General features: G+C 72.4%; 14 protein-coding genes. 10 read left to right on the top strand and 4 right to left on the bottom strand.

From position 1 onward, the window contains the following. Positions 1-83: 83 nt before the first annotated feature. The 3 genes from KC207_RS14835 to KC207_RS14825 all read right to left on the bottom strand — a co-directional run bounded on the left by KC207_RS14835 (position 84) and on the right by KC207_RS14825 (position 3,203). Positions 84-902 carry a DeoR/GlpR family DNA-binding transcription regulator gene (locus KC207_RS14835; RefSeq protein ID WP_367616053.1) on the bottom strand — a complete coding sequence of 273 codons (819 nt, stop codon included), beginning with the start codon at positions 900-902 and terminating at the stop codon, positions 84-86. Then, on the bottom strand, positions 899-2,884 hold the full coding sequence (locus KC207_RS14830; RefSeq protein ID WP_211604093.1) for a beta-galactosidase: 1,986 nt from the start codon (positions 2,882-2,884) through the stop codon (positions 899-901). Before KC207_RS14830 ends, KC207_RS14835 begins: the two co-directional genes overlap by 4 nt. Before the next feature lie 166 nt (positions 2,885-3,050). Continuing rightward, a complete protein-coding gene (locus KC207_RS14825) occupies positions 3,051-3,203 on the bottom strand; it encodes a hypothetical protein (RefSeq protein ID WP_211604092.1) in 153 nt (50 codons plus the stop codon). Between KC207_RS14825 and KC207_RS14820 the strand changes: the two genes are divergently transcribed. From KC207_RS14820 to KC207_RS14790, 7 genes are all read left to right on the top strand, one after another. Continuing rightward, a complete protein-coding gene (locus KC207_RS14820; protein ID WP_211604091.1) occupies positions 3,196-4,458 on the top strand; it encodes an ABC transporter substrate-binding protein in 1,263 nt (420 codons plus the stop codon). The genes KC207_RS14825 and KC207_RS14820 overlap by 8 nt on opposite strands. Positions 4,459-4,474: 16 nt before the next feature. After that, the gene (locus KC207_RS14815; RefSeq protein ID WP_249138767.1) at positions 4,475-5,407 is read left to right on the top strand and encodes a carbohydrate ABC transporter permease; all 933 of its coding nucleotides are present in this window, start codon (positions 4,475-4,477) and stop codon (positions 5,405-5,407) included. Then, complete coding sequence (locus tag KC207_RS14810; protein ID WP_211604090.1) at positions 5,404-6,333, top strand: carbohydrate ABC transporter permease; 930 nt, start codon at positions 5,404-5,406, stop codon at positions 6,331-6,333. The genes KC207_RS14815 and KC207_RS14810 overlap by 4 nt, the downstream gene beginning before the upstream one ends. A 4-nt stretch (positions 6,334-6,337) precedes the next feature. Next, positions 6,338-8,524, top strand: coding sequence for an alpha-galactosidase (locus KC207_RS14805; protein WP_211604089.1), 2,187 nt, complete (start codon positions 6,338-6,340; stop codon positions 8,522-8,524). A gap of 203 nt (positions 8,525-8,727) precedes the next feature. Then, on the top strand, positions 8,728-9,009 hold the full coding sequence (locus KC207_RS14800; RefSeq protein WP_211604088.1) for a mycothiol transferase: 282 nt from the start codon (positions 8,728-8,730) through the stop codon (positions 9,007-9,009). A 38-nt stretch (positions 9,010-9,047) separates the two neighbouring features. Further along, positions 9,048-11,222 carry an NAD-dependent DNA ligase LigA gene (gene ligA / locus KC207_RS14795; RefSeq protein WP_249138766.1) on the top strand — a complete coding sequence of 725 codons (2,175 nt, stop codon included), beginning with the start codon at positions 9,048-9,050 and terminating at the stop codon, positions 11,220-11,222. A gap of 53 nt (positions 11,223-11,275) precedes the next feature. Continuing rightward, entirely contained in the window at positions 11,276-11,611 is a 336-nt protein-coding gene (locus tag KC207_RS14790) for a hypothetical protein (RefSeq protein ID WP_211604086.1), read from the top strand. 222 nt (positions 11,612-11,833) lie between these two features. Here KC207_RS14790 and KC207_RS14785 read toward each other — a convergent pair whose 3' ends face one another. Then, positions 11,834-12,502 (bottom strand): trimeric intracellular cation channel family protein, encoded by a 669-nt coding sequence (locus KC207_RS14785; protein WP_249138765.1) that lies wholly within the window; start codon positions 12,500-12,502, stop codon positions 11,834-11,836. Positions 12,503-12,563: 61 nt separating this feature from the next. Here KC207_RS14785 and gatC point away from each other — a divergent pair, with 61 nt between their 5' ends. Genes gatC through gatB form a run of 3 tightly spaced genes read left to right on the top strand, consistent with a single transcriptional unit; the run spans position 12,564 to position 15,953 of the window. After that, positions 12,564-12,860: an Asp-tRNA(Asn)/Glu-tRNA(Gln) amidotransferase subunit GatC gene (gene gatC / locus KC207_RS14780; RefSeq protein ID WP_211604084.1), complete on the top strand. Its 297-nt coding sequence runs from the start codon at positions 12,564-12,566 to the stop codon at positions 12,858-12,860. A 52-nt stretch (positions 12,861-12,912) separates the two neighbouring features. Continuing rightward, a complete protein-coding gene (gatA, locus tag KC207_RS14775; protein ID WP_211604083.1) occupies positions 12,913-14,430 on the top strand; it encodes an Asp-tRNA(Asn)/Glu-tRNA(Gln) amidotransferase subunit GatA in 1,518 nt (505 codons plus the stop codon). Then, a complete protein-coding gene (gene gatB / locus KC207_RS14770; protein WP_211604082.1) occupies positions 14,427-15,953 on the top strand; it encodes an Asp-tRNA(Asn)/Glu-tRNA(Gln) amidotransferase subunit GatB in 1,527 nt (508 codons plus the stop codon). Before gatA ends, gatB begins: the two co-directional genes overlap by 4 nt. The last annotated feature ends 332 nt before the right edge of the window (positions 15,954-16,285 follow it).

The following is a 16,285-nucleotide window of genomic DNA, read 5'->3' as shown; positions in this document are numbered from 1 at the left end:
CGTCGGCCGTGCGCGCGACGGATGCGCCTGCGCGGGTGCGGGGCCGCCAGCGGTCACCGCGGTCGGCCCCCGGCGCACCCGGGTCAGCCGCCGGCGCCGGCCGAGTCGTCGACGGTGTGGGTGCCGGTCTCGACGACGTGCAGCCGGCCGACAGCCCCCTCGAGGACCTCCCGCGCCTCGCCCGGCAGCCCGGAGTCGGTGACGACGGTCTCGGCCTGCTCGAGGGTGGCCATCGAGCTGAGCCCGACGACGTCCCACTTGCTCGAGTCCGTGACGACGACGAGCCCGCCGGCCGCCGCGATCATCGTCCGGTTCGTCTCGGCCTCGAGGAGGTTGGGGGTCGTGAACCCCTTCTCCGGGTGGATCCCGTGGACGCCGAGGAAGCAGCGGTCGAGGTGGAAGGAGCGCAGCGCCGCGACGGCGAGCGGGCCGACGAGGGCGTGCGAGGGGGTGCGCTGGCCCCCGGTGAGGAGGACGGTCGTCGACTCGTGGCCGTCGTCGGCGAGCACGTTGGCGACCCACACCGAGTTCGTCACGACGGTGAGGTACGGCACCTGGGTGAGGTGACGGGCCAGCGCCAGCGTCGTCGTGCCCGCCGAGATCGCGATGGCGTCGCCCGGGCGGACGAGGTCGGCGGCCGCGGCGGCGATCGCCTCCTTCTGCGGCAGGCTGCGGCGCGACTTCACGGCGAAGCTCGGCTCGGCGGTCGAGAGCTGGTTCATCACCCGCGCCCCACCGTGGACCTTGACGAGCATCCCCTCGTCCTGGAGCGTCGTGAGGTCACGGCGGACCGTCATGTCGGAGACGCCGAGCTCCTCCGCGAGGTCGCTGACCCGCACGACGCCGTCGCGGTCGAGGGCGGCGACGATGAGCGCCTGGCGCTGGGCGGCGAGCACCGTCACTCCCGGACCACGGCGACACCACCGGCCGGGAGCGAGACGTCGGTGACGTCGGCGCCCGTGACGAGGTCGTGGCCGGAGACGGCGACCGTCGCCGGCTCGTCGCGGTGGTTGAGGACGAAGGCCCAGCGGCGGCCGTCCTCGGCCACCCGCCGCACCACCTCGACCCCCGGGTGGGGCTCCTCGGCGCGGGCCACCCCGGCGGCGTCGACGACGCGGGCGAGGAGGTCGCGCAGCGGGTCGGCGTCGAGGAAGGTCGCGAGGTACCAGGCGTGCCCGTCGCCGACCGCACGCCGGGTGAGCGCCGGGCCGCCGGGGACGGGGCCGTCGGTGAAGTGGTCGAGCACCTCGGCGTCGGTCGCCTCGAGGTCCTCGGCCCAGACCGTGCCGGTGGCACCGGAGCCGAGCCGGACCTCCTGCGCCTCGAGCAGCGGCGTGAACTCCGTCGCGCGGACGCCGAGGAGGTCGCGGAAGGCACCGGGGTAGCCGCCGAGCCGGACGTGGTCGTGCTCGTCGACGATGCCGCTGAAGTACGTGACGAGGACCTGCGCGCCCCGCCGGGCGAGCGCCTCGAGCCGCTCGGCGAGCCCGTCGCCGACGAGGTAGAGCGTCGGGACGACGACGACGTCGTAGGACTCGAGGTCGTGGTCGGGGTGGACGACGTCGATGCCGACGCCGAGGTCGGACAGGCCGGCGTGGACGGCCTCGGCCATCGCCCGGTACCGGACGTCGACGGACGGGTGGCTGTCGAGCTCGCAGGCCCACCACGCGTTCCAGTCGTAGAGGACGGCGACCCGGTTGTCCGCCCCGCTGCCCGCGACCTCGCCGACCGAGCGCAGCACGGCGCCCAGCTCGACGACCTCGCGCCAGAGCCGGGAGTCGGTGCCGGCGTGGGGGAGCAGCGCCGAGTGGTACTTCTCGGCGCCCGCCCGCGAGGCCCGCCACTGGAAGAACAGGACGGCGTCGGCGCCGCGGGCGACGTGCGACAGGCTGACCCGCAGCAGCTCGCCGGGACGCTTGGCGACGTTGCGCGGCTGCCAGTTGACGGCGCTGCTGGACTGCTCCATGAGGATCCACGGCTCGCCCCTGGCGACGCCGCGTACCAGGTCGGAGGAGAAGGCGAGCTCGCGGTGGTTCTCCGGCCGGGCCGCCTCGAGGTAGTGGTCGTTGGAGACGACGTCGAGGTCGTCGGCCCAGGAGAAGTAGTCCATCTCCTTCGTGTGCGCCATGACCATGAAGTTCGTCGTCACCGGCACGTCGGGGCAGACCTCGTCGAGCACGGCGCGCTCGTTGCGGTAGACCCCGAGCAGCTCGTCGGAGGAGAACCGGCGGAAGTCCAGCTGCTGCGTCGGGTTGGGGAAGGCGGGGGCCGAGCGCGGCGGCAGCACCTCGTCCCACTCCGCGTAGTGCTGGGACCAGAACGCGGTGCCCCACGCGTCGTTGAGCGCCTCGAGGGTGCCGTACCGGGCACGCAGCCAGTCCCGGAAGGCGGCGGCGGAGACGTCGCAGTAGCAGAGCGCGTTGTGGCAGCCGATCTCGTTGCTCACGTGCCACAGGACGACGGCGGGGTGCGAGCCGTAACGCTCGGCCATCATCCGGGTGAGCGCGGCGGCCCGCTCGCGGAAGACGGGGGAGCTGGGGCAGTACGCCTGGCGGCCACCGGGCCACAGCGTGGTGCCGTCGGCGGTGACCGGCAGCGACTCCGGGTGCGCCCGGGAGAGCCACGGCGGGGGAGAGGCGGTCGCCGTCGCGAGGTCCACGGAGATGCCGGCGGCGTGCAGCCGGTCCAGCACGTCGTCCAGCCACTCGGTGTCGTACTCACCGGGGCGGGGCTCGAGCCGGGCCCAGGAGAAGACGCCGACGGTGACGAGGTCGACGCCCGCCTCCGTCATGAGACGGATGTCCTCGTCCCAGACCTCACGGGGCCACTGCTCGGGGTTGTAGTCGCCGCCGTAGCCGATCCGCGGCCATCGAGGAGAGGTCATGGACGACACCCTTTGCCATGACGGCGGCAAAAGTCAACAGAAACCACCGGATTCGAACGGCACGGCGTGCGCTCGTGATGGATTCGTGATCGATTCGCCGCGGAACAGGGCTTGATTTTGGCGGGTCCATCGCCAATAGTGAGCGAACCTGTTCGGTTGTGTTGCTTTACGGATCGTCCGATGAGCGCACGACCGGCCGTCCGTACAGCGCCGTGCGCACCCAGGAGGAGCCCATGTCCGGCAGCCGCCCCACCCCCAGCACCACCATCCCGGCCTCGTTCGCCGCCACGAGGGGGTGGACCAGGCGGAACATGCTCATCGCGTCGGGTCTCGGGCTCGGCGGCGCGGCCCTCCTCGGTGGCTGCGGCGGTGGCGACTCCTCCGGCTCCGGCGCCTCGGCCGAGCCGGGAGCGGTCCGCTTCGGGGTCAACGAGGCCCGCGGCTCCGGCCCGGCCTTCCAGCGCAACGAGGCGATGGCGAACGCCTACGCCGCCGCGCAGGGCGTCGAGGTGACCCTCAACGCCGTCGACCACAACACGTTCCAGGAGAGCATCAACACCTACCTCCAGGGCACCCCGGACGACGTCTTCACGTGGTTCGCCGGCTACCGGATGTCCCAGTTCGCCGAAAACGGGCTCATCTCCGACGTCAGCGACCTGTGGCCGGTCGACGGCATGGGTGAGGCGTTCCAGCAGGCGTCGACGGCGCCCGACGGCAACCAGTACTTCATGCCGGCCGGCTACTACCCGTGGGCCGTCTTCTACCGCAAGTCGGTCTTCGAGGAGAACGGCTGGACCGCCCCCGAGTCCGCCGACGACTTCGACGCCCTGCTCCAGGACATGGACGGCAAGGGCATCACGCCGTTCGCGTTCGCGGCCAAGGACGCCTGGGCGCCGATGGGCACCTTCGACATCCTCAACATGCGGCTCAACGGCTACGACTTCCACATGCAGCTCACCAAGGGCGAGCAGGCGTGGGACAGCCCCGAGGTCCGCCAGGTCTTCGAGCGGTGGGCGCAGCTGCTGCCCTACCACCAGCAGAACGCCCTCGGCCGGACGTGGCAGGAGGCCGCGACCTCGATGGCCAACGGCGACTGCGGGATGTACCTGCTCGGCACGTTCGTCGTCGACGGCGTCGCCGACGTCGCGGACGACCTCGACTTCTTCACCTTCCCGGCCCTGGACGACACGATCGGCAACGACGCGCTCGACGCCCCCATCGACGGCTTCTGCGTCGCCGCCGGCTCGGACAACCAGGCCGCCGCGAAGGCGTTCCTCCAGTTCCTCGGCACCGCCGAGGCCGCCGACGCCGCGAACAGCGAGGCCGACGCCCCGATGATCGCGGCCAACTCGAACGCGAGCACCGAGGCCTACGGCGCGCTGCAGAAGAAGTCGGCGGAGGTCGTCCAGCAGGCGTCCTCGATCGCCCAGTTCCTCGACCGCGACACCAACGCCGACCTCGCGAACACGGTCATCACGGCCGCGCTCCAGGACTTCATCCGGACCCCGGACCGGATCGACGAGATCACGACGTCGATCCAGCAGCAGGCCCAGTCCATCCTCGGCACGAGCTGACCCCCGGGAGGCCCCCGTGTCGGTCGACACCGCACAGCCCACGAAGGACGACGCCAGGACGACGAGGAGGAAGCCGCGCCGGCGCAGCACGAAGGACCGGCTCGTCATCGCGACGATGATCGCGGTGCCGACGGCCCTCGTCGTCTGGCTCGTCTGGCTCCCGGCCCTGGCGTCGGTCGGCCTCTCCTTCACCCGGTGGAACGGCTTCCGCCTGGAGAACATCGAGTGGGTCGGCACCCAGAACTACCGGGACATCACGACGATCTACCCGCCGTTCTGGCCGGCCATCCAGCACAACCTCATCTGGCTGGTCTTCCTCTTCGTCTTCCCGACCGTGCTCGGCATGCTGCTCGCCGTCGTGCTCGACCGGGAGATGCGGGGCAGCCGGTTCTACCAGACGGCGTTCTACCTGCCGGTCGTGCTGTCGCTCGCCCTCGTCGGGTTCATCTGGCAGCTCTTCTACTCGACCGACCAGGGCCTCATCAACGAGGTCTTCGGCACCCGCATCGACTGGTACGGGGACCCGGACATCAACCTGTGGGCGGTGCTCGTCGCGACGGCGTGGCGGCACACCGGCTACATCATGCTCATCTACCTCGCCGGGCTGAAGGGCGTCGACGGCTCGCTGCGCGAGGCGGCGGCCGTCGACGGGGCGAACGAGGTGAAGACCTTCTTCAACATCATCTTCCCGGTGATGCGGCCCATCAACCTCATCGTCCTCGTCATCGTCGTCATCGAGTCGCTGCGCGCCTTCGACCTCGTCTGGATCGTCAACAAGGGCCGCAACGGGCTCGAGCTGATCTCGGCCCTGGTCTCGCAGAACGTCATCGGCGAGGCGACCCGCTTCGGCTTCGGGTCCGCGCTGGCGGTCATCATGATGGTCATCTCCTCGGTGTTCATCACGGTCTACCTGCGCATCGTCTTCACCCAGGACCAGGAGGAGAAGTGAGCACGAACACCGCCCCCGCCCCGGTCGAGCCGGAGACCCCGCCCACGAACAAGCACGCCGGCGGGACGGGGGTCCTCAACCGCAAGCGGGGGACGATCGCCACCGTCGTCATGGCCGTGCTGGCCTTCGTCTGGCTCTTCCCCCTGCTGTGGGCGGTCTACAACTCCTTCCGCGACTACTCCTACACGCAGGCGAACGGCTACCTGTCCTTCGGCGGGTGGACCCTCGGCAACTACGAGGAGGCCTGGACCCGCGGGCAGTTCAGCCGAACCCTGCTCAACTCGCTCTACATCACGGTCCCGGCCGTGCTGCTCACGCTGTTCCTGTCCTCGCTCGTGGCCTTCGTGCTCGCCCGCTTCTCGTACCGCTTCAACCTCACCCTCCTCGGGGTGTTCCTCGCCGCGAACCTCCTGCCGCCGCAGGCGCTGCTCATCCCCGTCTTCCGGATGTTCCGGGACATCCCGCTGCCGTCGTTCCTCAGCGACACCGGGACGATGCTCAACAGCTTCACGGCCCTCGTCCTGGTCAACACGGCGTTCCAGATGGGGTTCTGCGCGTTCGTCCTCAGCAACTACATGAAGACGATCCCGCACGACATCTACGAGTCGGCAGAGCTCGACGGCGCGAGCGTGTGGCGGCAGTACTGGCAGCTGACGATGCCGCTCGTGCGGCCGGCGCTCGCAGCGCTCGCCACGCTCCAGACGACGTGGATCTACAACGAGTTCTTCTGGGCCACGGTGCTCATCTCGCGGGGCGACAAGTTCCCGGTGACGAGCGCGCTCAACAACCTGCGCGGGCAGTTCTTCGCCGACACCAACCTCGTCGCCGCGGGGTCGGTCATCGTCGCGCTGCCGGTCATCATCGTGTTCTTCGTCCTCCAGAAGCAGTTCGTGTCCGGGCTGACGCTCGGCTCGACGAAGGGCTGACCGCGTGCCGCTCCAGACCTCGGTCCACCTCCGGTCCGGCGGTGTCTCCGTCGTGCTCGACGTCGACGGCGGCTGCCTGCCGACGCTCCTGCACTGGGGCGCCGACCTCGGCCCGCTCGACGCCGACGCCGTCGCGGACCTGCGCACGGCCGGGGTCTCCCCGGTGCTCAACAACGCCGTCGACGTTGCGCTCCGGCTCGCCCTCGTCCCCGAGACGTGGACGGGCTGGGCGGGGCGTCCCGGCCTGCTCGGCAGCCGGGGCGGGCGGGACTGGTCGCCCCGGTTCGAGGTGACCGGGGTGCGGGTCGACGGCGCGGAGGTCACCGGGCCGCTCACCGACGCCGGGACGGCGCTCGTCGAGGTCGAGGCACAGGACGTCGAGGCCGGGCTCGGGCTGCTCCTGCGGGTCGAGCTCCTCGTCGGTGGGCTGCTGCGGGTCGCGGCCGAGGTCGTCAACCACGGCGACGACGACTACGCCGTCCACGGGCTCGCGACGGCCCTGCCGGTGCCGACGGCGGCGCGCGAGGTCCTCGACCTCGCCGGCCGCTGGGCCCTGGAGCGGGTCCCGCAGCGTCGCGCGCTCACCGTCGGGACGCACCTGCGGGAGAGCCGCCGGGGCCGCACCGGGCCCGACGCGGCGACCGTCCTGCACGTCGGCGAGCCCGGCTTCTCCTTCGACCGCGGGGAGGTGTGGAGCCTGCACGTCGCGTGGAGCGGGAACCACGTCCACGCCGCCGAGCGAACGGCGTCCGGCGAGCAGGTCCTCTCCGGCGGCGAGCTCCTCCTGCCCGGCGAGGTCGTCCTCGCGCCGGGGGAGCGGTACGCCACCCCGTGGAGCTACGGCGCGTACGGGGTCGGGCTCGACGCCGTCGCCTCCCGGTTCCACACGTGGCTGCGCTCGCGGCCGCAGCACCCGACGTCGGTCCGCCCCGTCACGCTCAACGTGTGGGAGGCGGTGTACTTCGACCACCGGCTCGAGCCGCTCGTCGAGCTCGCCGACGTCGCCGCCGCCATCGGGGTCGAGCGCTTCGTCCTCGACGACGGCTGGTTCGGCGGGCGCCGCGACGACACCGCCGGGCTCGGCGACTGGATCGTGTCACCGGACGTCTGGCCGGACGGGCTGCACCCGCTCGTCGACCACGTGACCGGGCTCGGGATGCAGTTCGGGCTGTGGTTCGAGCCCGAGATGGTCAACCTCGACTCCGACGTCGCCCGGGCCCACCCCGAGTGGGTCATGGCACCGACGGCCGGACGGCTCCCCGAGGAGTCGCGCACCCAGCAGGTGCTCGACCTCGGGATCCCCGAGTGCTACGCGTACGTCCGCGACGCCGTCTCGGCGGTCCTCGCCGAGTACGACGTCTCGTACGTCAAGTGGGACCACAACCGCGACCTCGTCGAGGCCGGGGACGCGCGCACCGGGCTGCCGGGAGTGCACGCGCAGACCCTCGCGGTCTACCGGCTCCTCGACGAGCTGCGCGCCCGGCACCCCGGCGTCGAGATCGAGTCGTGCTCCTCGGGCGGTGCACGGGTCGACCTCGAGGTGCTCCAGCGCACCGAGCGGGTGTGGGCCTCGGACTGCATCGACCCGCTCGACCGGCAGGTCATCCAACGGTGGACGACCCAGCTCGTCCCGCCCGAGATGGTCGGCGCCCACGTCGCGAGCGAGCGCTCGCACACGACGGGGCGCCGGCACGACCTCGGCTTCCGGGCGGCCACGGCGGTCTTCGGCCACCTGGGGCTCGAGTGGGACCTGCGGGAGGCCTCGCCGGAGGACCGGGAGGAGCTCGCCGCCTGGATCGCGCTGCACAAGGAGCACCGCGACGTCCTGCACGGCGGCACCGTCGTCCGGGTCGACCACCCGGACGACTCCGTCGTCGTCGGCGGGGTCGTCGCGCCGGACGGGTCCAAGGCCCTCTACTCCGTCGCGACGGTGCGCCGGCCCACGACCGGTGCGCTCGGCCGGCTGCGGCTCCCGGGCCTCGACCCCGACCGCCGCTACCGGGTCCGTCCGGTCAACCCCTCCAACCCCGCGGGTCTCAAGCGACCAGCCTGGTGGGGCGACCCGGGACCGGACGGCAACGCGCCGGGTGTCGTCCTCGCCGGCCGCGCCCTCGCGGTCGCCGGGCTGGTTGCGGCGCCGACGTTCCCCGAGCAGGCCGTCGTCTACCTCGCCGAGGCGGTCGCGGACTAGCGTCGGGGCATGGTGACCCCCGAGGTGCTGCTGCGCTACTGCGACGAGGCCCTCGACGGGTACGCGCGCATCTGCCACGAGCTCGGCGACGAGCTCGTGTCCGCGCGGCTCGAGGACCTACGGGGCAGCAACAGCGCGTACGTCCTCGTCGCCCACGTGTGCGGCGTCATGGGCTTCTGGGGCGCACGACGAACCGGGGCCTGGTGGTGCCGCGGGACCGGGACGCCGAGTTCACCGCGACCGGCACGGTCGCCGAGGCGCTCGCCCTGCTCGAGGCGGCCCGGGCCCGTCTCCACGAGGACGTCCGGGCCTCGGCGCCGGACGCCCCGCCGGCGAACCCGCCCGTCGACGATCTCGACATCTGGTACGCCACCCAGGGCGACGTCCTCCTCCACGTGTACGAGGAGCTCGCCCAGCACCTCGGCCAGCTCGAGGTGACCCGTGACGTCCTGCTCGCCCGCGGGGGGACGACGTCGGGGTCCTGAGCCCTCCCGCTGTCGGTGCCGTGCGGCAGGATGAGGCCGTGAGCGAGACCCCCACCGACCCGGTCGCCGACGAGCCCGGCGACGCCGTCCCCGACGAGGTCCGGCGCGAGTGGAAGCAGCTCGCCGAGGAGGCCGGCGCCCACCAGTTCGCCTACCACGTCAAGGACGCCCCGACGGTCAGCGACGGCGAGTACGACCGGATGATCCGCCGCCTCCAGGACCTCGAGGCGGCCCACCCCTCGCTGCGTTCCCCGGACAGCCCCACCCAGCGGGTCGGCGGGGCCGTGTTCTCCACCGACTTCACCGCCGTCGACCACCTCGAGCGGATGCTCAGCCTCGACAACGCGTTCACTGCCGAGGAGCTCGCGGCGTGGGCGGCCCGGGTCGAGCGGGACGCCGGGGGAGCGAGCGTGCACTACCTCTGCGAGCTGAAGATCGACGGGCTCGCCGTCAACCTCCTCTACGAGGACGGCCGGCTCACGCGGGCGCTCACCCGGGGGGACGGCCGCACGGGGGAGGACGTGACGCTCAACGTCCGGACCATCGACGGGGTGCCGACCGCGCTCGCCGGCGACGACGTGCCGGCCCTCGTCGAGATCCGCGGCGAGGTCTTCTTCCCGCTCGAGGCCTTCGTCGACCTCAACGCGCGCCTCGTCGAGCAGGGAAAGCCCCCGTTCGCCAACCCGCGCAACGCCGCCGCCGGGTCACTGCGCCAGAAGAGCCCGAAGGTCACCGCGACCCGGCCACTGCGCATGCTCGTCCACGGCATCGGCGCCCGGGAGGGCTTCGACATCACCCGCCAGTCCCAGGCCTACGAGCTGCTCCACGGCTGGGGGCTGCCGACGAGCGAGCACTACCGGGTCCTCGACACGATCGAGGAGGTCCAGGCCTTCGTCGACGGCTACGGCGAGAACCGGCACAGCGTCGAGCACGAGATCGACGGCGTCGTCGTCAAGGTCGACGAGATCCCCGTGCAGCGTCAGCTGGGCTCGACGAGCCGGGCGCCCCGGTGGGCGATGGCCTACAAGTACCCGCCGGAAGAGGTCAACACGAAGCTCCTGCGGATCGAGGTCAACGTCGGCCGGACCGGCCGGGTCACCCCGTTCGGGGTCATGGAGCCGGTGACGGTCGCCGGGTCGACGGTGTCGATGGCGACGCTGCACAACAAGCACGAGGTCGCCCGCAAGGACGTCCGCCCCGGCGACACGGTCGTCCTGCGCAAGGCCGGCGACGTCATTCCCGAGATCCTCGCGCCGGTCGTCGAGCTGCGCCCGAAGGGGCTGCGCCGGTGGAAGATGCCGACGGTCTGCCCTTCCTGCGGCGCCGGGCTCGTCGAGGTCCGCGAGGGCGACAAGGACATCCGTTGTCCCAACACCCGCAGCTGCCCGAGCCAGCTGCGTGAGCGGCTCTTCTCGCTCGCGGGTCGGGGCGGCTTCGACATCGACGCCCTCGGCTGGGAGGGCGCGGTCGCGCTCCTGGACTCCGGCGTTCTCGACGACCCCGAGCTCGGGGGCCCGAGCGAGTCGATGCTCTTCTCGCTCACCGCCGCCGACATCGCCCGCGTCCCGCTCTACACGCGCAACCCGACGACCAAGGAGGCCAAGCACCCCGACGGCGTCCCCGCTCCCGGCATCGTCGACGGACGGGTCCTGTCGGCCAACGGGCAGCGGCTCGTCGACCACCTCGAGGCGGTCAAGAAGCAGCCGTTGTGGCGGGTGCTCGTCTCGCTGTCGGTCCGGCACGTCGGCCCGACGGCCGCCCGCGCGCTCGCCCAGCACTTCGGGTCGATGGACGCGATCCGGTCGGCGAGCACCGAGGACCTCGCGGCGACCGAGGGCGTCGGCCCCGTCATCGCCGAGTCCGTGCGTTCGTGGTTCGACGACGAGGGGTCGGACTGGCACGTGCGGATCGTCGAGCGGTGGGCCGCCGACGGGGTGCGGATGGAGGACGAGCGCGACGCGTCCGTCGACCGGACGCTCGAGGGCAGGACCGTCGTCGTCACCGGCTCCCTCGAGGGGTGGTCCCGCGACTCGGCGAAGGAGGCGATCCTCGCCCGCGGCGGCAAGGCGTCCGGCTCGGTGTCGAAGAAGACCGACTACGTCGTCGTCGGCGAGAACGCCGGCAGCAAGGAGACCAAGGCCCGCGAGCTCGGGCTCCCGATCCTCGACGAGGCCGGTTTCACCCGGCTGCTCGAGACCGGCAGCCCCGACTGACCGGCCGCGCTGTGTGGGGTCGTGGCGGTACGTCCGGGGGAAAGGACTCGACCATGACGCACGCCGCCGAGGGTGGAAAGGCCCTCCTCGTCGCGGATCTGCTCTCGCTCGTCCTCTTCGGGGCGGCGTTCCTCGTGTTCGCCGTCCCCTACGTCGGCGGGCTCCGACGAGCCCGACGGGCGGGGGACGCCTGGGCGGCCTTCGAGCAGCGGGACGACGGCCGCTGGACGGCGATGACGAGGGCTCGCGGCCTTGCACCGTTCCGCGCCCCGGCGCCGGAGCGTCGGACCTCGGCCGGTCTCGCGGTCCGCCGCGGTGCCTGGACGGTCGTCGTCCTCGGGCTGCTCGTCTACCCCGTCGTCGTCGTCGAGATCGCCGGGCTCGTCTGATGCCCGTCGTTCCGGAGCAGCCCCCAGGATGTGTCCCCGGTCCGGCCGCGAGCCGCCTCCGTGCCCACGAGCCTGCTTCCGACGGCTCGCGAGCGCACGACCGGCCTGCGAGCGCACGACCGGCCCGCGAGCGCAGTGTCGGCCCGCGATCGCACGGACGGCCCGAGAGCGCGGTGCAGGCTCGCACGCGCCGAGTCGGCTCGCGAAGCGTGGTGGCGGCGGTCAGGTCGGGGTGCGCAGCGCCCGGGGGGCGTTGAGGTCGAGCGTCACGGCGAGCACCCGGATGCCGAAGACCAGCGCCACCGCGAGCCACACCGTCACGGTCGACAGCAGGTCCAGGTGGTCGAGCAGGACGACGAAGGCCGCCCCCGCGAGCGCCGGCAGCGCGTAGAGCTCGCGCTGGAGCACCTCCGGCACCTGCCGGGCGAGCAGGTCGCGCAGGAGCCCGCCCCCGGTCGCGGTGATCCCGCCGATGATCGTCGCCGCGAGCGGCCCGGCGTCGACGTTCAGCGCGACGATCGCGCCGCTCACGGCGAACAGGGCGAGGCCCGCGGCGTCGAGCCAGCGGACGGCGCGCGTCGCGAGCCGGCGTGGCCGGGCCTCCGGGGCGCGCTCGGTGATGACGGACCAGCGCCCGTAGAAGAGGAAGACGAGCGTCCCAGCGAGCAGGGCGGCCGCGAGCAGCCGCCAGTCGCGCACCCCGACCGGGGGAGTGAGGCCGAGGAGGACGTCGCGGATGATGCCACCGCCGAGCCCCGCGACCCACGCGAGGACCATGATCCCGAAGAGGTCGAGACCCCGCCGCACCGCGACGAGCGCCCCGGACAGCGCGAAGACGAAGACCCCGCACACGTCGAGGACGACCTGCAGCGTCGCGGTGTCGGTGAGCACGCGAGGATCATGGCAGGACGCCGGTCCGGGCCGCCCGTCGGTCACCCATACACTGGCCGCCATGGCCGACCTGACCCGTGACGACGTCGCCCACCTCGCCGGGCTCGCCCGCATCGACCTCTCCGAGGCCGAGCTCGACCGGATGGTCGGCGAGCTCGGGGTCATCCTCGAGTCGGTGGCGACCGTGCAGCAGGCCCCGACCGACGGCGTCGAGCCGATGAGCCACCCGATGCCCCTCGTCAACGTGACCCGCCCGGACGTCGTCCGTCCGAGCCTGAGCCCGGACGCGGCCCTCGCCGGCGCCCCCGACGCCGAGCAGCAGCGCTTCAGCGTCCCCCGCATCCTGGACGAAGAGTGACCGCGGCCGCCCCCGCCGCCGCTCGCTCCCGCATCTCCCGAGGACACCTCCCGTGACGACCGACCTGACCCGCGCCACCGCCGCCGAGCTCGCCGACCTGCTGACCGCCGGCTCGGTGTCCTCCCGCGAGGTGACCCGCGCGCTCCTGGACCGCACCGCCGCCGTCGACGGCGCCGTGCACTCCTACCTCCACGTCGACGAGGAGGGGGCGCTCGCCGCCGCCGACGCCGTCGACCGTCGCCGCGCCGCGGGGGAGGGGCTGCACGCCCTCGCCGGGGTGCCGATCGCCGTCAAGGACGTCATGGCGACCCAGGGGCTGCCGACGACGTGCGGCTCGCGCATCCTCGAGGGCTGGGTGCCGCCGTACGACGCGACGCTCGTGGCCCGGCTGCGCGAGGCCGGCATGCCGATCCTCGGCAAGACGAACATGGACGAGTTTGCGATGGGCTCCTCGACCGAGCACAGCGCCTACGGCCCGAGCCGCAACCCGTGGGACCTCGACCGCATCCCCGGCGGGTCCGGCGGCGGGTCGTCCTCGGTCGTCGCCTCGTTCCAGGCCCCGCTCGCGATCGGCACCGACACCGGCGGGTCGATCCGCCAGCCCGCGGCCGTCACCGGGACCGTCGGCACCAAGCCGACGTACGGTGGGGTGTCCCGCTACGGGCTCGTCGCCCTCGCCTCCTCCCTCGACCAGGCCGGCCCGTGCACCCGGACCGTCCTCGACGCCGCCCTGCTCCACGAGGTCATCGGCGGTCACGACCCGATGGACTCGACCTCGATCGACGCGCCGGTCCCGCCGGTCGTCGAGGCCGCCCGCCGGGCCGACGTCTCCGGGATGCGGATCGGCATCGTCAAGGAGCTGACCGGCGAGGGCTTCCAGCCCGGGGTGCAGGCCCGCTTCGACGAGGCCGTCCAGCACCTCGTCGACGCCGGCGCCGAGGTCGTCGAGGTCTCCTGCCCGTCGTTCTCCTACGCCCTCGCCGCGTACTACCTCATCCTCCCGAGCGAGGCGAGCAGCAACCTCGCGAAGTTCGACGCGATGCGGTACGGCCTGCGGGTCAGCCCGGACGGCGTCGACGCCCCGAGCGCCGAGCAGGTCATGGCCGCCACCCGGGACGCGGGCTTCGGCGACGAGGTGAAGCGCCGGATCATCCTCGGCACGTACGCCCTCTCCAGCGGCTACTACGACGCGTACTACGGCTCGGCGCAGAAGGTCCGCCGGCTCATCGCCGACGACTTCACGCGCGCCTTCGGGTCCGCCGACGTCCTCGTCACCCCGACCGCGCCGACGACGGCGTTCCGGCTCGGCGACAAGCTCGACGACCCGATGGCCATGTACCTCAACGACATCGCGACGATCCCCGCGAACCTCGCCGGCATCCCCGGCCTGTCCCTGCCGAGCGGTCTCGCCGACGAGGACGGGCTCCCCGCGGGCTTCCAGGTCCTCGCCCCGGCGATGGCCGACGACCGCCTCTACAGCGTCGGCGCGGCGCTCGAGGCGCGGCTCACGGCGGCCTGGGGAGGCCCCCTCCTGGACCGCGCGCCCGAGATGGACGAGGTGACCCGATGAGCACGACGACCGGCGAGCGGACGCTCGGGTTCGACGAGGCGCTCGCGGCCTACGACCCGGCGATGGGCCTCGAGGTCCACGTCGAGCTCGGGACCGCGACGAAGATGTTCTGCGGCTGCCCGACGGAGTTCGGCGCCGAGCCGAACACGCAGGTCTGCCCGGTGTGCCTCGGCCTGCCGGGGGCGCTGCCCGTCGTCAACGCCGTCGCCGTCGAGTCGGCGATCCGGATCGGTCTGGCCCTCAACTGCTCGATCGCGTCGTGGTGCCGGTTCGCCCGGAAGAACTACTTCTACCCGGACATGCCGAAGAACTTCCAGACCTCGCAGTACGACGAGCCGATCGCGTTCGACGGGTACCTCGACGTCGAGCTCGAGGACGGCAGCGTGCACCGGGTCGAGATCGAGCGGGCGCACATGGAGGAGGACACCGGCAAGTCGCTCCACGTCGGCGGCTCGACCGGTCGCATCCACGGCGCGACGCACAGCCTCGTCGACTACAACCGCGCCGGCATCCCGCTCATCGAGATCGTCACGAAGCCGATCCTCGGCACCCGCGAGAAGGCCCCCGAGGTCGCGAAGGCATACGTCTCGGCCCTGCGCGACCTGCTCAAGGCGCTCGAGGTGTCCGACGTGAAGATGGAGCAGGGCTCGATGCGCTGCGACGTCAACCTCTCGCTCGCCCCGTCGGGCAGCGGCGCCCTCGGCACCCGCACCGAGACGAAGAACGTCAACTCGCTGCGCTCGGTCGAGCGGGCGGTCCGCTACGAGGTGGGCCGGCACGCCGCCGTCCTGTCCGGGGGCGGGTCGATCACCCAGGAGACCCGACACTGGCACGAGGACACCGGCATCACGACCTCCGGGCGGGTCAAGTCCGACGCCGAGGACTACCGGTACTTCCCCGAGCCCGACCTCGTCCCGGTCGCGCCGTCGGTGGAGACCGTCGAGGCGCTGCGGGCGACCCTGCCCGAGCCGCCCGCGGAGCGGCGCAAGCGGCTCCAGGCCGAGTGGGGCTACAGCGACCTCGAGATGCGCGACGTCCTGAACGCGGGCCTCGTGGACCTCATCGGCGAGACCGTCGCCGCAGGGGCCTCGCCCGCGGCCGCCCGCAAGTGGTGGTCCGGCGAGGTCGCCCGCCGCGCGAACACCGAGGGCGAGGACGTGCCGTCGTACGCCGCCCGCCTCGGGGTCACCCCGGCGCAGGTCGTCGAGCTTGAAGGACTCGTCACCGGCGGCCGACTCAACGACTCGATGGCCCGGCAGGCCTGGGAGGGTGTCCTCGACGGCGAGGGCACCCCGACCGAGGTCGCCGACGCCCGCGGGCTCGAGCTCGTCCAGGACACCGGTGCGCTGGAGGCCGCGGTCGACAGCGTCATCGCGGCGAACCCCGACGTCGCGGAGAAGATCCGCGGCGGCAAGGTCCAGGCCGTCGGCGCGCTCATCGGCCAGGTGATGAAGGAGATGCGCGGGCAGGCCGACGCGGCCACGGCCCGGCAGATCATCCTCGAGCGGCTCGGTCAGGGCTGACCAGGCGGGCCTGCCTGGTCACGGCCGAGCGGTCACCTCCGTCCTCGCGGGAGTGGGCTTCTTCGCGCCTTCGGGCAGGTCCAGCAGCTAGGGTCCGGATCGGGAACATTGGTCGGGCAGCGTGGGCGTACGGCCGCTCTGACGAGGGGATGAGGCGATGGGCGGACGCGAGCGTTTGACGGCGTACCTCTCGCCGACCATCACGATCATTCTGGTGACCAACCCGCTCTACTTCTTTCGGGATGAGCACTCGCTTCTTCACACCACTCTCAGAGGCGTGTGGTCGGCGCTGATCGTTCTGTGCCTCATCGAGATCGGTCGGAACGTCTCGA

This window comes from Phycicoccus avicenniae (assembly GCF_018139485.1).
In the GTDB taxonomy this organism is placed as follows: domain Bacteria; phylum Actinomycetota; class Actinomycetes; order Actinomycetales; family Dermatophilaceae; genus Phycicoccus; species Phycicoccus avicenniae.
This window is presented reverse-complemented; position numbering and strand designations above follow the sequence as displayed.

Coding starts and splice junctions, on each gene's coding strand:
- KC207_RS14830 (WP_211604093.1), bottom strand. CDS start 2,884: ATGACCTCTCCTCGATGGCCGCGGATCGGCTACGGCGGCGACTACAAC.
- KC207_RS14820 (WP_211604091.1), top strand. CDS start 3,196: ATGCTCATCGCGTCGGGTCTCGGGCTCGGCGGCGCGGCCCTCCTCGGT.
- KC207_RS14825 (WP_211604092.1), bottom strand. CDS start 3,203: ATGAGCATGTTCCGCCTGGTCCACCCCCTCGTGGCGGCGAACGAGGCC.
- KC207_RS14790 (WP_211604086.1), top strand. CDS start 11,276: ATGACGCACGCCGCCGAGGGTGGAAAGGCCCTCCTCGTCGCGGATCTG.
- gatC (WP_211604084.1), top strand. CDS start 12,564: ATGGCCGACCTGACCCGTGACGACGTCGCCCACCTCGCCGGGCTCGCC.
- gatB (WP_211604082.1), top strand. CDS start 14,427: ATGAGCACGACGACCGGCGAGCGGACGCTCGGGTTCGACGAGGCGCTC.